11 protein-coding genes are annotated in these 14,931 nt (G+C 39.5%); 7 read left to right on the top strand and 4 right to left on the bottom strand.

All coding sequences use genetic code 11. The features are described from left to right. Window positions 1-12: 12 nt before the first annotated feature. On the bottom strand, window positions 13-7,062 hold the full coding sequence (locus PL_RS21290; protein ID WP_041877705.1) for a type I polyketide synthase: 7,050 nt from the start codon (window positions 7,060-7,062) through the stop codon (window positions 13-15). Between the two features lie 273 nt (window positions 7,063-7,335). Between PL_RS21290 and PL_RS21285 the strand changes: the two genes are divergently transcribed. Beyond that, entirely contained in the window at window positions 7,336-7,494 is a 159-nt protein-coding gene (locus PL_RS21285; RefSeq protein WP_160292050.1) for a hypothetical protein, read from the top strand. A 182-nt stretch (window positions 7,495-7,676) separates the two neighbouring features. Here PL_RS21285 and PL_RS21280 read toward each other — a convergent pair whose 3' ends face one another. Then, entirely contained in the window at window positions 7,677-7,868 is a 192-nt protein-coding gene (locus tag PL_RS21280) for a hypothetical protein (RefSeq protein WP_041877709.1), read from the bottom strand. Window positions 7,869-8,027: 159 nt separating this feature from the next. Between PL_RS21280 and PL_RS21275 the strand changes: the two genes are divergently transcribed. Further along, a complete protein-coding gene (locus PL_RS21275) occupies window positions 8,028-9,044 on the top strand; it encodes a hypothetical protein (RefSeq protein ID WP_052495987.1) in 1,017 nt (338 codons plus the stop codon). Window positions 9,045-9,128: 84 nt separating this feature from the next. On the opposite strand, the gene PL_RS21270 is transcribed toward PL_RS21275, so the two are convergent. Both PL_RS21270 and PL_RS21265 read right to left on the bottom strand, forming a co-directional pair. Beyond that, entirely contained in the window at window positions 9,129-9,608 is a 480-nt protein-coding gene (locus PL_RS21270) for a peroxiredoxin family protein (RefSeq protein ID WP_041877711.1), read from the bottom strand. 117 nt (window positions 9,609-9,725) lie between these two features. Continuing rightward, window positions 9,726-10,415: a sterol desaturase family protein gene (locus tag PL_RS21265; protein WP_041877853.1), complete on the bottom strand. Its 690-nt coding sequence runs from the start codon at window positions 10,413-10,415 to the stop codon at window positions 9,726-9,728. A 130-nt stretch (window positions 10,416-10,545) separates the two neighbouring features. Between PL_RS21265 and PL_RS21260 the strand changes: the two genes are divergently transcribed. From PL_RS21260 to PL_RS21240, 5 genes are all read left to right on the top strand, one after another. Then, the gene (locus PL_RS21260) at window positions 10,546-10,983 is read left to right on the top strand and encodes a hypothetical protein (RefSeq protein ID WP_041877713.1); all 438 of its coding nucleotides are present in this window, start codon (window positions 10,546-10,548) and stop codon (window positions 10,981-10,983) included. A gap of 66 nt (window positions 10,984-11,049) precedes the next feature. Continuing rightward, window positions 11,050-11,523, top strand: a complete 474-nt coding sequence (locus PL_RS21255) for a DUF3347 domain-containing protein (RefSeq protein WP_041877857.1) — start codon at window positions 11,050-11,052, stop codon at window positions 11,521-11,523. Between the two features lie 73 nt (window positions 11,524-11,596). Further along, a complete protein-coding gene (locus PL_RS21250) occupies window positions 11,597-12,172 on the top strand; it encodes a DUF3347 domain-containing protein (protein WP_041877715.1) in 576 nt (191 codons plus the stop codon). 13 nt (window positions 12,173-12,185) lie between these two features. Continuing rightward, entirely contained in the window at window positions 12,186-12,641 is a 456-nt protein-coding gene (locus PL_RS21245; RefSeq protein ID WP_235324412.1) for a heme-binding domain-containing protein, read from the top strand. A gap of 2 nt (window positions 12,642-12,643) precedes the next feature. Then, on the top strand, window positions 12,644-14,875 hold the full coding sequence (locus PL_RS21240; RefSeq protein WP_041877719.1) for a multicopper oxidase domain-containing protein: 2,232 nt from the start codon (window positions 12,644-12,646) through the stop codon (window positions 14,873-14,875). Window positions 14,876-14,931 lie beyond the last annotated feature (56 nt).

Below are 14,931 nucleotides of genomic sequence, written 5' to 3'. Positions count from 1 at the left end.
AATACAAATCAGCTACCAGTTATTTCCAGCCATAATGAGAACCTGACTCTCCTTACCATATTTCAGTTCATTCAGAAAAGTTTCCATACCATCCTGCAAAGGAATAAGTGCAATACCTCTTCTTTCATATTCTTTTTCCAGTGTCGGAGAAACCATACCAGCACCTTTCCACGGTCCCCAGTTAATAGCCAGTACTTTACCACTGATTTTTTGTTTCAGCGCCCAGGCATATTTATCCATTACACTGTTTGCAGCAGCATAATCTGTTTGTCCGCGATTACCATAAACAGAAGCAATACTTGAAAAGAGAATTACAAACTGAGTTTCGGCTCTCAGCTTTTCTGCAAGCACTCTCAGCGGAGTAACTTTGGTATCAAATACACGTTCAAAAGACTCTGAAGTTTTACTGTGGAATAATTTATCTTCCAGCAAACCTGCTCCATGGACAACACCGTCTATACGGCCATATTTTTGATAAACATTGTCAACAAAACGACTCAGTCCTTCTTCATCACGTAGATCCATGGATTCATAAACAACTTTAGAACCTCCATTTTCAAGCATGGCGATGCTATGCAGAATTTGATTATTCTTGTAGATTCTGGCTGTTTCCTGTTCTATCTCCGCTGGTTTTTTAAGTTCTCCCTGCTGAACCAGATAACTTCTGATCTCATCTTTTGTCTTTAAGGATGCTGCTTTCCCCTGAACTGCTGATTTTGGATCAGCTGAACGGCCAACAAGAATATAGTTACAAGGATAATCCTTAGCAAAGTGAATCATCAGCTCGGCGGTAATTCCCTGTGCTCCACCAAAGACCAGTACAACTGCATCTTTATCCAGCTGAATATGAGAATCTTCCAGTCCGGTAATCAGTTCAGCAGGGATCAGATCCATAATCTGTCTTTTATCACCATGATAGATGATTTCTGAAGGTGTATCCGGATTTAGAATCTCATTCAGTGTGATATTAGCGGTCTCTTCTGCTGTCATTTTTGTTTCCAGACTCACCAGTCTGCATTTAGTATTTTCATACTCTCTGTCCAGACTTTTGAAGAAACCTGAATATCCCTGATAAAGTCTGAGCATTTCTACATCAGTACTGTCATTCAGATAGGTTCTGACATCAGAGATCATATAAACCCATTTCACCGCTTCAAAATTCAGCTGTTTGATCATCTCAAAATGCTCTATTATACCTGATTTTTTCTCTGTAGTAAACATGTTCAGAATAATCAATCCCTGGTAACTGCTCAGATTGTCTCCTGCACATACCACATTGACCACAGCACCGTGTTTCTTAAACAGATTTTTGATCTTAATAGCCTGACCATAGCCATCATCAGTAATTGCAAAACGCTGCCCTTTAAGGATTGCAGCTTCTATATCAGCGAGTGCTGCAGGAGTAAGTTCAAATCTCAGTCTGGACAATTTCTCTAAACCGGCAGCATCAGCGACACCTTCTTCTATGATCTTCTTTGCTTCAGTCAAAACCTCATCAGTGCCAGATTCCAGATCAGAGATCCAGTTCACCAAACCATTCAGGGTTTTAATAGCTGCAAGTTTTTCCATTAAATCATCCCCCTGCTCCTGTTCCTGATTAAAGCCTATTTTAAGTTTTAATTCTCCGATAATCTCCATTCTTTTAATGGAATCGATACTTAAATCAGCTTCCAGATCAAGATCCATACCCAGCATTTCTTCAGGATAACCCGTTTTTTCACTGACTACGGACAGAATAGCTGTTCTCAGTTCTTCTGCTGAAAATTTAGGCTGATTACTTTTTACAGTAACTTCTATATTGATGGTGGCAGATACATTGGTATGAGCCGGTGCTGCATTTTCAGTTATCCAGTTAACCAGCCCGTTTAATGTTTTTATACCAGCCAGCTGTTCCATTACGGTGTCTTCACTCTGGGTACTGCTAAAACCTCCTAATTCAGTACGCAGTGCTCCTATAATTTCCAGACGTTTAATAGAGTCAATACTCAGGTCTGCTTCCAGATCCATCTCCATGCCTAACATTTCCTGCGGATATCCGGTTTTATCACTGACAATTTGTAACAAAGCCAGTTTCACATCTTTCTGTTCTGCTACCGCCTGAACAGGAACAGCTGCAGCTTGCTGTAAGACAGGCTGTGTCTGAGGTGCTGCCACCGTATAACGTTCCTGCGATACCTGTTGTACCTGCTGAGCAGGTTGCGGCATAGCTACCGGATTGGACAAACCAGTATGGAGAGGGACATGCTGTCCCAGAAAAGTCAGCATCACATCCCGTTGTGCCTGAATCAATAATTTCATACTGTTCAGGTATTCCTGCATCATCAGGTCACTGGCAGAAGTTGCCGTCTGTAAAGGTTCCGATCTTAATTCTCTATTTTTCATTTGGATAGGTTCTATGATAGGTAATGCCCCGTTTGCCGGTAATTTCCCATTTGAAGGAATTGCATGCTGGCCATTAACGAACCAGACTGCAGGGCTTTTTTTATACAATGCCGGTTCATTAAGATTTAATAATCTTGCGCCACGGCCTTCAAATAATTTTTCGATATGGATATCACGTCCGGTAGAGATGTAGGTTGCCAGCATACATAAAAGATGGGTCAGCTTATTCTGTCCGTTATCTTCTGCATGCAGTAAAAGTTCTTCTTTACCCAGACAAGCTTTAGTTAAACCTGACAGCACTTTGCCCGGGCCAACTTCGATAAAGATTCTGGCTCCTGCGGCATACATTTCCTGAACCTGATCTACAAATTTCACCGGCTTAATCAGATGATCAGTCAATCTTTCTTTGATCTGTTCTGCCTGCAAAGGATATTCCTGCGCAGTAGTATTTGACCATACTGGTAAGTTCAGATCAGTGAACTGTACTTTCTCCAGTGTCTGCTGATAAAGTTCTTTGGATTTAACTACAAGCGGACTATGGAATGCACAGGCAACTTCCAGTTGTCTGAAAGATATTTTTGCCGTTTTGAGTACTTCCATTAAATGGGTTATTGCTGGTGTAGAACCTGCCAGTACACATTGCATCGGTGAGTTATAGTTCACAGCATAGATACCTGTCAAACCAGAAATAACCTTTTGTAATTCTTCCTGTTTCGCATTCACAGCAACCATAGCACCTGTGTCTCCGCCTTCAACAGCATCCAGAATAGACTGTGCTCTTGCTGCACTCAATTGTACCAGCTGATCTTCGGCAAAAGCACCTGCGAAACATAAAGCAGGTAACTCTCCATAACTATGTCCTGCAACCATATCAGGTACAATTCCAAGAGTTCTCAAGAAGTTGGCTATAGCCAGATTCACAATCCCAAGTAAGGGCTGCGCCATACGGGTATCTTTAATATTCTCCTTTTGCTCTTTCAGCAATGCCGCACTAAACACAGCATTAGGGAATAACACTTTTTCATATTGAGGCAGATCTTTTAACAGTTCACGCATAGCGGGGAAAATGACAAAAAGATCTCTTGCCATATTAATCCGCTGACTTCCCTGCCCGGGGAACATAAAGGCTACTTTACCCTCTCTTTTTTTAGTGGCATAAGTATCTTTACTTTCTATACCAGAAAGTGTCAGTTCGAGCTTCATATTCAGGTCTTCAGCACGATCGGCCACAATACATAACTGTACGGGTTTATTATCGGCCATTGCCAGACTATAAGCAATATCTTTTAAATCTATCTGTGCGTTACTATCCAGCAATGTCTTAACTGCTGTAAGTTTTAGTTTTGCTTCTTCGTAGGTATCTCCTCTGAAAACAAATAACTCTGAAGGCCATGATTTTAAAGTTGGAACAGCAGTATTTACCGGATTATTATTCTCAATAACAGCATGGAAATTAGTTCCTCCAAAGCCAAAGGCACTTATTCCTGCATAACGTCTGTTCTGCATCCATAGTCCTGCTTCAGTATGGAAAGCAAAAGGACTGGTTTTTGCATTATAATAACTGTTTGGATTATTTAAATGTATAGTTGGAGGTTTAATACCGTGATAAACTGATAACGATGCTTTAATCAGACCTGCCAGCCCGGCTGCACATTTGGTATGTCCGATCTGGGTTTTTACAGATCCCAGATGTGCCTGACCTGCTACAGCACCTGATTGTATAAACTTATCTGTCAAAGCACTAAGCTCTGTTCTGTCCCCAACCACAGTTCCTGTTCCGTGAGCTTCTACCAGACCTACAACAGATGGTGTAATACCAGCCTGATCATAAGCACGTTCCAATGCCTGAACCTGCCCATTTTTACGTGGTGCAGTTAAACCTAAACTTTTACCATCGCTTGAACCACCTAATCCTTTGATAACAGAATAAATCCTGTCTCCGTCTCTCAGTGCATCTTCATGTCTTTTTAAGACAACCATTGCAATTCCCTCACCCAGTGCAATTCCATCTGCTCCGGCATCAAAAGTTGCACATCTGCCTTTACGTGAAAGTGCATGTGTACTGGAAAACATCAGGTAATCATTGATTCCATTATGTAAATCGGCTCCGCCTGCAAGTACCATATCAGACTTTCCCAGAAACAGCTCCTGGCAAGCCAGATCAACAGCTGCGAGAGAAGATGCACAAGCTGCATCTACAGTAAAGTTACGGCCGCCTAAATTCAAGCGGTTAGCTACTCTTCCGGATATGACATTGGCCAGAATTCCGGGGAATGAGTCTTCTGTCATTTTTGGCAATGCCTGATCTATTTCAGGTGGCATTTCTCCAAATACTTGTTTATAGAAACATCTGAATCCATAGCTGTTCGCGAGGTCATTCCCACCTTCTGCACCTATAATTACAGATACATTTTCATGATCGAAACTGCCATCCTGATAACCTGCGTTTTCCATCGCCTGTTTAGCAACCATCAGTGTTAACAGTTGTGTAGGTTCAATGGCAGCAAGTGACTGTGGCGGAATACCAAATTCAAGCGGGTCGAAATCTATTTTTGGAATAAAGCCACCCCATTTAGAGTGTGACATATCGCCAGCTGTAGAGTCGGGATTATAATAGAGTTCTTTGTTCCAGCGTTCATCAGGAACTTCTGTCACACTATCTTTTCCCAGGATAATATTGCGCCAGTATTCTTCAATATTTTTTGCTCCCGGAAAGATACAGGCCATACCAACAATAGCCACATCAAGAGATTTCCCTGTTCTTTCAGGTGGAGAAGAAAGTTCGGCATCCAGAATATGCTGATAATTGCCTTCAGCAACATCCTGATGCAATTCAAGAAGAGAAACGACTTTGTTTTGCATTGCAGCCACCTGGCCAATCATATACATCCCTAAGGTAAGCTGTTCTGCTTCGTCAATATTAACCAGCTGATCGCCTCTGCGCTCTATACCTTTGGCAGCAATTCTTAAACGGCCAACGTTAAGTGTTTCCAGTTTTTCCCAGATCACTTTTTTATCAACTCCCTGCTGCTGAAGTTTCTCTTTTTCTTCACTGAAAAAGTCAGAAAACGGAGATTTAAGACATCTTGTTTCGTGGCCCGGCGCAGTTTCCAGTAATATGGTATCACTGGCATTCACAGCCTGCTGCTGAAACTTATTTTGAATAGCACCTGTAGTTACGGCTTCTTTAGTATATAAATAGGCAGTTCCCATCAGTACACCTACTTTTACACCTTTAGCGGCAAGTGGAGCAGCCATAACGGCAATAAATGCGGCAGAAAAAGAATCATGGATACCACCGGCAAAAAATACACTGATCTGCTCAGGATTATCTTCTTTAAGTAAGCGTTCAATCTGCTTTTCCCAAAGGACCATACTTGATAAAGGGCCAACGTGACCACCGCATTCCCGGCCTTCAAAAACAAAGCTTCTTGCTCCTTCTTTTAAAAACATATCCAGCAGAGATGCTGATGGAACATGAAGGAATGTTTTTATACCCGCTTTTTCAAGTGGTTTTGCCTGTGAAGGACGTCCGCCGGCAATCAAAACTACCGGTGGCTTCTCTTCCAGGATATATTTCATTTGTTCGTCCCTTAATTCCTGAGGAGCAAAACCAAGAATACCAACGCCCCAGGTTCTGGTGCCTGCAAGCTTTTTTGTATCTTTAATGAGGTTTTTAGCAGTTTCTCCTTTTAATAAGGATAAAGCAATAAATGATAAGGCTCCCGCTTCAGAAACAGCATCTGCAAAGCCGGCAACATCACTGACTCTTGTCATTGGTCCCTGTGCAATAGGATAAGTCAGGTTCAGTTCTTTGGCCAGTGGATTTTCAGGACTGATAACATTTAATGACTTTGCCTGATTTAAATGTCCGTAAACAGCTTCCCTTATACCGAATGCAAGTTTATTTAACTTTTTATATCTGCTGAAGAGATCAACTGATAAAGCGATATCCTGTCCTAAAGGAAGGTAGCTTTTTTCAAGATCGAAATCTGTAAAATATGCTGAAAGATCTTTATAGGATATATGATGTGCAATAGCAGGCGAATTAGGACGGTACAGGACACGGCAGTTATCTACCAGCTTTGTTTCTGTACCACTCAATTTAGCACATATATCTTTGATTGCTTTAGGTGCACTGCACTCAGGAAATAAAACCAGCTGGCTATCCAGTATTATACCCGCAGCTCCCTGGGCTATTAAAGCTGCAGCAGTATGTACTCCTGCTCCACCCTGTACCCAAACAGGTATATCTTTAATCTCTTTTATAATACGTTGAAAAAGTACAAAAGATGACTCGTGTCCAACTCTTCCGGCGCCTTCATTACCTTTTACAATAATTCCATCAGCAGATAATGCTTTTGCTTGTCTTGCTGATTCAATATCATAAACCTGATAAATCAGTTTAACTCCGGCTTTAAGGACGATTTCTACACCATAAGGTATAATAATCAAAGTCACCTGGACAGGAAGTGCAATTGATGTAAAATCAGCCGATGGAAAGCATACTCCAAAATCTGTTACACCACGCTTTACTAATTCATTAATTGCCTCAACAGCATCAGATTGCCTATATCCAAGGTTAATCACAGGGAAAATTCCAGCCTGTATTAAAGCAATCGCAAGTTCGGTATCTGGCTTCTCAAATGGGGTTATTCCGATTATCTTAAGATTTTCCATATTATTAGGTAGATAAATATTAAACTTTATAGATATTATTCTGTCAAAAACATCGATTACAATTTGAACCAATATGTCAAAGAATACACCCCGGCAATTGCCTTAAATTTAGAATTAAGCTAATAAATTAGCTAAATCGAAAAAACAATAATCGAGGTGAGTCTTAATTCTTTCAATAAAACAAATTTACGACTCTGAGGATTGCTTTCTGCCTCAGAAAGAGGAATGAACAAAAAGAATAAAAGAGGTATTATTTATTCACAATATAATAACATGAAAGAAATAAAAACCGAAAAACAGGCAAAACAGAATGAAATGAAATTAAGCAAACTAGTCTCTACCAATGTTATCTCAGCATCAGAAAATGAAATTCCACAGGTTTTAACAGACGACAAAACCAAAATACAAACAACTGAAAATCAGATTGTTTAAAAACAAAATAGCCACCACAGGGCTATGGTAGCTATATTTTCGCACAGGACACAAACCGAACAATATATCTTAAACATCCGTCCGTATTGAGGATACCGGTATTTTAAGACAATTTTATCTTTTATTTTTTAGTTAATTTCGGCCCTCATGTAATAATGAACAAGGTTTCGATGCAAAAGTCTTTAAGTAGAAGGTTCCCATCTGACAACGTCTCCCCACATGTCATAAATATCACCTTTTGATATACGAATATATTCCTCTTTTGCGTTATAGATTCCCTCCTGCCAGGTCTCATATCCCTCATCAATTACAGTCTGAAAAAGGACTTGCTGTCCATGCTGCGGTAAAGTAGTTTTATCGAGTTTAACTTCCATTCTGTAAACATATTAACTTAGGCTGACATTCCCTATTTGTTTGAACCGATTCAAACATTATCAAAATTATACTGTTATCTGTCAGTATCGTAAGAAAAATGGTATTTATCCATATTCCAGGCTACTATTTATTTATCTACTTATTAAAAATCAAAAATTATGACTAAATCTATTCATGCGTTAAGTGATAAATCTCCCGTGGGATTTATCAGCCGTTTATCATGGAGTGCCGTATTTGCAGGCGTATTTATTGCTGTTGCAGTTCAATTATTACTGAGTTTATTAGGCCTGAGTATAGGTTTTGGAAGTATTAATCCTGTAGAAGATGCAAAACCATTCAGTGGTTTAGGCACCGGTGCCCTGATCTGGTGGGTCATTACGGTATTGATTTCCCTGTTTGCCGGTGGCTGGGTGGCAGGCTGGCTTTCTAACCAGGTTCAGAAAACAGATCTGATTCTACATGGCTTAATTACCTGGTGTTTATTTACCTTCTTAAACATTTATGTAACTGCACTTTCAGTTAGTAAAATTGCCGGCGGTGTTGGTGCTGTCATCAGTAAAGGATTTTCAATTGTTGGTACAGGGATCAAAAACGCGGCTCCTGAAGCCGGAGATATGATTAAGGATCAATTGAATATTGATGGAAGTTCAATTGAGAAAATGAAAAGCGAAGCAGAATTACTGCTAAAGCAAACCGGTAAAAAGGAATTGCAGCCAGAAAACATTGGCAACAAAGCAAAACAGGCAGCTGGAAAAGCAGAAGCTACTGGTAAATCAGTTTTGGAAAACCCTCAGCAGGCACAGGCCAAACTGGATTCTCTGGTTTCAAAATTATTCAGTAGCGGAGATGCTGTATTTGAGGCAGCAGACCGCGATGCCCTGGTTAATATAGTAGCTAACAAGACTGGTAAATCTAAAGTGGAATCTGAAAAAATTGTTGACAACTGGGTCAGTACCATTAAAACAACAAAAGAAAAGGTGAAACAGGCTAAAGATCAGGCTACAGAAAAAGCGAAACAGGTAGGTGAAGACGTTGCTTCCGGGCTTTCTAAATTTGCTGTTTTCTCTTTCTTTGGTTTAATACTCGGCGCAATAAGTGCAAGTATCGGGGCTGGTATTGCCGCTCGCAGACGGGAAGCAGTTGTATTGGTACACACAACTGTTACTGAAGATTAAAAAATAACCCCTTCTGATTTCACTTATAAATCAGAAGGGGTTTATTACTTATCGCTGATCAACAACTACTACAGCGAATAGTTCCTATGGATTAATCAGTTTAAAAAACTTAGGCACATCATTCTGATTACTTGATGTAAAAACCAGGCTCTTATCCGGATTATATAAATAAATAGCAGGGTATTGTTTAGGATGGAAAGCCATGATAAAAACATGATCCCGGTCCTGAACTACTTTTACATTTTTCTGCTGTAAAAACGGTTTCCCGAAATTAGTCATGAAATAATCTATAGATCTGTATTCATCCTGAGAAATCAGGTAAACATTCACATCTTTTAACTCTTTAGTTCTTTTACTCATCTGGGCAACTACTTTTTGGCAATGCTCACAGGTTGCATCAAAAAACAGGATCAGTGATTTTTTACCCTTAGGGATACTATAAGTAGAAAACGGCGTATTGTCTCTATTGTAAAAGATAGCATTAGGCATTACAGAACCTATATCCTGCGCTGAAACAGAAAAAGAAAAAAAGAGAACAGCAACACAAGTCATTAATAACTTCATATGATATTTTTTTTAAAACGTGCTGCAAATATCGGTTTCCCCTTCTTCCTTTATGTCAGCACATTTACAGATTTCAGAAACATAAGCGTTATAAATGAAATTTAAGTCAGGAATATTTCAGGATTTGTACGTTCCGAATAGCCTGTCCCATATACTGGTATAAAAACCAAAATTAAAGTCTTCATACTGATGATGCTGATGGTGAAAAGTCGATGTCCCGAGGTATCTGATCACAGGTAGATTCCGGAATCTGAGTGGTAATGGTTCTATTCCTAAATGACCAGTCAACCCAAATACAACATTGATAATAAGGTAAATTACAATCGCATAAATATTGAAAGGAAACAGCATCAGTAAAACCAGCCATAATGCTCCAAAAGATATAGTTTCCAGTGGGTGCAGAATAAACAGGTCGATCGGTTTGGGATGGACAGCCAAATGATGTAACTGATGTACTATCTTGTATAAAAAAGTCTGGTGTATCAGGTAATGAAATATAAACATCAGTAAATCCATTGCAAAAAACAGCAGTAAAAAGTCTGTGAGTATAGTTACTGAAATGTGCGCAGTTATATTTATATAATTATACTCCCACAATTTAAATCCCGCATAGGTAACTGCTGTATTCAGCACATTAGTCACTGCACAGATCTGCCATTCACGGGCTTCATAAGAATAGGAAATAAAAGCAGACGCTGAATAATATCTTTGTTGCACCAGCTTACCGAAAAACAGAACGAGAATAGTTATCAGTATATTTTCTGCCAGAAAAATCAGCCATAATGATAATGCTGGTAATTCAGACAAACAGGTAAGTCCATTATTTATATTAAAATCAGCTGACATAGCGCAGTATAACCAAAACCTACGAAATTTTGAATATTTTTATTCAAATTCTGTAAATTCAACAAAACATTTGACAGTAGATTTGTGTCACATGAAAACTCCAGGTTCCATAAAACTTAAGGCAGTCTTGCTGATTATTGTATTCTTTTTGAATACAGTAGTTGGTTTTGCCTGTGCGATCGGAACAAATATGGGATTTAATCAGGGGCATCATCCTGAAGGTCATCCGGTATCTCATCAGCATGATAAAGCTACACCTCATCACCATCACACTGAGCAAAAGACAAAAAGCGATAAAGATAATTGTTGCAAGGAAGAAGTTTCTAAACTAACAGCTGCTGATAAAGAGACTCAGTCTGCTTCTGTATTCAGCTTTCAGTTATCTTTCAGTGGTATTTTACCAGCACCTGTTTATCTTCAGAACGGCCTGATTTCTACTGTTGTAAATATTCCCAATATATATTTTGCAAGACTCAGCCGTGCTCCTGCACCGGATATCAGAATTGCTATACGAAGCTTCCAGATTTGATTTAAGGTTATTTAATTTTTACAGGATTTTTCCTGATTAATTATGTTCACCATTAATATCAATAAAATGAAAAAGATATTTTTTATGATTGCTTTGATAACAGCAATCTTCACTCAATCTGGATTCGCACAGCAAAAAAATGATCAGCCTGCTGCATTATTATTATCTTATTATAGCATTAAAGATGCGCTCATTGCCGACAACGCTAAACTAGCGGCAGTTAAAGCTGCTGAATTTGTTAAAACGCTCAATGGCGGAGATTACAAAACCATAGATGCAGCTCAACAGAAGACCCTCACAGAAAATGCTGGCAAAATTGCTGCCAGCAACGAACTGAAAAGCCAGCGGGATTATTTTGCGGTTCTCTCCACGCATATCATTGCCTTAGCAAAAACTTCAAGATTATCTGCCGAACCTGTTTATGAGCTTTACTGCCCAATGAAAAAAAGTAGTTGGTTAAGTAATAAACAAGCGATCAGGAATCCTTATTTCGGAAGTTCTATGTTAACCTGTGGCAAAGTATCAGAAACGATAAAATAGCCCTCTTTTCTTTAAAACAACTTATATTTAATTACCCTGATCCTTCAAAAGATCAGGGATTTAATCAAAAAACATGAAAACATTTCTGTTCAGTATAGCTATGGCAACTATTTTTTTAGCTGCATGTAATAGCAATTCAAATCAAAAGATAAAAAACCAGACTACAGCAAATGATACTGCCTCTGGCAGCAGGTCTGAAAAACAAATAGCAAAATCACCTGTTAATGAGGTCATATCTGCCTATCTGCAACTTAAAAATGCTTTGGTCAATGACGATGACAAGGCAGCAGCCACAGCTGGTAATACACTGAAAACCGCAGCAGAGAAAGTAATGCCATCCACGCTGAGTCCAGCGCTGGCCAAAGTATTTAAAGATATAACTGACGATGTTAAAGAGCATGGAGAACATATTGCCGCAAATGCCGGAAATATTGAACATCAGCGGGAGCATTTTGAGATGCTGAGCCAGGAAATCTACGATCTGGCAAAAGCGAATGAAAAATCTGGTCAGAAACTCTATTATGATCACTGCCCGATGTACAATAACAAAAAAGGTGGCAACTGGATTAGTGAAACAAAAACTATCAGTAACCCTTATCTGGGCAAAAAAATGACTACCTGCGGCAGTGTTCAGGAAGAACTGAATTAAGCTTATGAACCGGATGAAATGGATAATAACTGTAATATTAATAGCTGTAATAGCTATGCAGTTTATCCCCCGAACTTACGACCAGGATAGCCGGATTAAAGCCACTGATATAACCAGGATCTACCCTGTACCTCCAAAGGTACAGGCGGTCTTAAAAAACTCCTGTTATGATTGTCACAGTGACTATACCCGGTACCCCTGGTATGCCCGTATACAGCCCGTAAACAGCTGGATGACATCACATATTAACCAGGGTAAAAAAGAACTGAATTTCAGTGAGTTCGGCAGCTATTCAGGACGCAGACAACAAAGTAAATTAAAAGCCATCATTAACAGTATCCAGGATAAAAAGATGCCTCTTACAGCTTATACTTTGATCCACAAAAATGCTAAACTAACTGAAACCGATAAAAAATCAGTGATCAGCTGGATTGAAAAAACGAAAGACAGCCTTTCATTAATAAATTAAAAATGAAGAAATTAATCATCTATATATTATTCATGAGCATATACAGCTTTGCCTCCGCGCAAAACCGTGAAAACAAGCATCAGCCAAAAGTTGTCCGCTATGATCTTTATGTGAATGACACTACAGTAAATTACTCGGGAAAGCCAAAAATGGCCATGGCTGTTAATGGAAGTATTCCAGGCCCGGCATTAATCTTCACCGAAGGTGATACAGCAGAAATTTATGTTCACAACCTGATGAACATGGAAACATCTATCCACTGGCATGGGGTATTCCTGCCTAATAACATGGATGGTGTTCCTTTTCTGACGCAGATGCCTATTAAACCGCACTCCACCTTTTTATACAAATTCCCTGTTATTCAGAATGGGACCTACTGGTATCATAGTCACACTATGCTGCAGGAACAAAGCGGGATGTACGGTGCATTAATTTTCAATAAGAAAGATGAACCGGCTATCCCTGCTATTCCGGTAGTACTGAGTGACTGGACAGATATGAATCCTGAAGAAGTACAACGTTCACTTCACAATGCAAATGACTGGTTTGCTATCCGTAAAGGAACTACACAGGGATATGCCGAAGCAGTAAAAAAAGGATATTTTAAAACCAAAATCGCCAATGAATGGAAAAGGATGAATGCTATGGACGTGAGCGATGTCTATTATGAAAAGTTCTTAACCAATGGTCAGCAGACTTCTGAGCAACCTCAGTTTAAAGGCGGAGACAAAGTAAAACTGCGTCTTGTTGGCGGGGCTTCTTCCACCTATTTCTGGTTAACTTATTCAGGCGGCAAAATCACCGTTGTAGGCAATGATGGTAATGATGTCGAACCTGTAGAAGTAGACCGCCTGCTTATATCTCCTTCAGAGACTTATGATGTCATTGTAACTCTTCCTGAGAACAAGAGTTACGAATTCTTATCCACTGCTGAAGATCGTACAGGTTCCACTTCTTTATGGCTTGGCAGTGGCACCAAAGTCCCTGCTAAACCTTTAGGGAAACTAAAATACTTTGAAGGGATGAAAATGATGAACGGCATGATGAAAATGAATGGCGACATGAAGCCTATGGGCATGGAAATGAGTAATCAGCAAATGGATATGAATGCTGTAATGTACCCGGAAATTACCGGAGATAATTATGGAAAGAAAAAAACTGCTGTTCCGGTTAAGACAGGTAAAAATGAGATGGACGATAAAATGGATATGGACGACAAGCCTGACCTGGTTACCCTTAATTATGGAATGTTAAAGGCAACTGAAAAAACCACTTTAAGAAAAGGTCCTGAAAGGTTGTTACGTTTCGAGCTTACCGGAAATATGAATCGTTATGTCTGGACAATCGATAATAAAACAGTATCAGAGACTGATAAAATTCTGATCAAAAAAGGGGAAAATGTAAAGATTGTAATCTATAATAACTCGATGATGCGCCATCCTATGCATTTACACGGACATGATTTCCGCGTACTGAATGGGCAGGGCGAATATGCACCTTTAAAAAACGTGCTTGATATTATGCCAATGGAAACTGACACCATAGAATTTGCCGCAACCGAAAGTGGCGACTGGTTTTTCCATTGTCATATCCTGTATCACATGATGAGTGGAATGGGTAGAATCTTCAGTTATGAAAACTCGCCTGCCAATCTTCAGATCCCGGATCCGAAGGCTGCACTACAGAAACTATATAGCGATGACAGGAAAATGTACCTGATGGCAAACATAGGTCTGGAAAGCAATGGTAGTGATGGTACTGCCCGATTGGCAAATACCCGTTACAGCATTTCAACTGAATGGAGACTGGGGCTGAATGCAAAACATGGTTTTGAAAGCGAAACGTATTTTGGAAAATACATAGGTAAAATGCAGTGGTTCATGCCATTTATTGGTTTTGATTATCATTATAACAGCAGAAAAAATGAACATGAGAAAAATATGTTCGGGCAGCAAACCAATCAGTCAAACAGAAAAGCTTTTGTTGTGGGTATGCAATATACCCTGCCAATGCTGGTCACTGCTGAAGCAAGACTGGACAGCAAAGGAAAATTACGTTTCCAGCTGAAACGTGAGGACATCCCTATCACCAACAGACTGAGATTAAATCTTTCAGGTAATACAGACAGAGAGTATATGGCCGGCTTCCGCTATACTATAACCAAATATTTCTCTTTATCCACACACTATGACAGTGATATGGGTTATGGAGGTGGAATGACCATCACCTACTAAAAAAAAGGGAGTGTAAGTAGACTACACTCCCTTTTTTTTCGAACCAACTATCTACT

This window comes from Pedobacter lusitanus, from assembly GCF_040026395.1.
Classification (GTDB): domain Bacteria; phylum Bacteroidota; class Bacteroidia; order Sphingobacteriales; family Sphingobacteriaceae; genus Pedobacter; species Pedobacter lusitanus.
The sequence above is the reverse complement of the archived record's forward strand: the minus strand, read 5'-3'. Positions and strand labels throughout refer to the sequence as shown.

Excerpts from the sequence above, each read along its gene's own strand:
- PL_RS21290 (WP_041877705.1), bottom strand. The coding sequence starts at position 7,062 with ATGGAAAATCTTAAGATAATCGGAATAACCCCATTTGAGAAGCCAGAT.
- PL_RS21285 (WP_160292050.1), top strand. The coding sequence starts at position 7,336 with ATGAAAGAAATAAAAACCGAAAAACAGGCAAAACAGAATGAAATGAAA.
- PL_RS21280 (WP_041877709.1), bottom strand. The coding sequence starts at position 7,868 with ATGGAAGTTAAACTCGATAAAACTACTTTACCGCAGCATGGACAGCAA.
- PL_RS21275 (WP_052495987.1), top strand. The coding sequence starts at position 8,028 with ATGACTAAATCTATTCATGCGTTAAGTGATAAATCTCCCGTGGGATTT.
- PL_RS21270 (WP_041877711.1), bottom strand. The coding sequence starts at position 9,608 with ATGAAGTTATTAATGACTTGTGTTGCTGTTCTCTTTTTTTCTTTTTCT.
- PL_RS21260 (WP_041877713.1), top strand. The coding sequence starts at position 10,546 with ATGAAAACTCCAGGTTCCATAAAACTTAAGGCAGTCTTGCTGATTATT.
- PL_RS21255 (WP_041877857.1), top strand. The coding sequence starts at position 11,050 with ATGAAAAAGATATTTTTTATGATTGCTTTGATAACAGCAATCTTCACT.
- PL_RS21250 (WP_041877715.1), top strand. The coding sequence starts at position 11,597 with ATGAAAACATTTCTGTTCAGTATAGCTATGGCAACTATTTTTTTAGCT.
- PL_RS21245 (WP_235324412.1), top strand. The coding sequence starts at position 12,186 with ATGAAATGGATAATAACTGTAATATTAATAGCTGTAATAGCTATGCAG.
- PL_RS21240 (WP_041877719.1), top strand. The coding sequence starts at position 12,644 with ATGAAGAAATTAATCATCTATATATTATTCATGAGCATATACAGCTTT.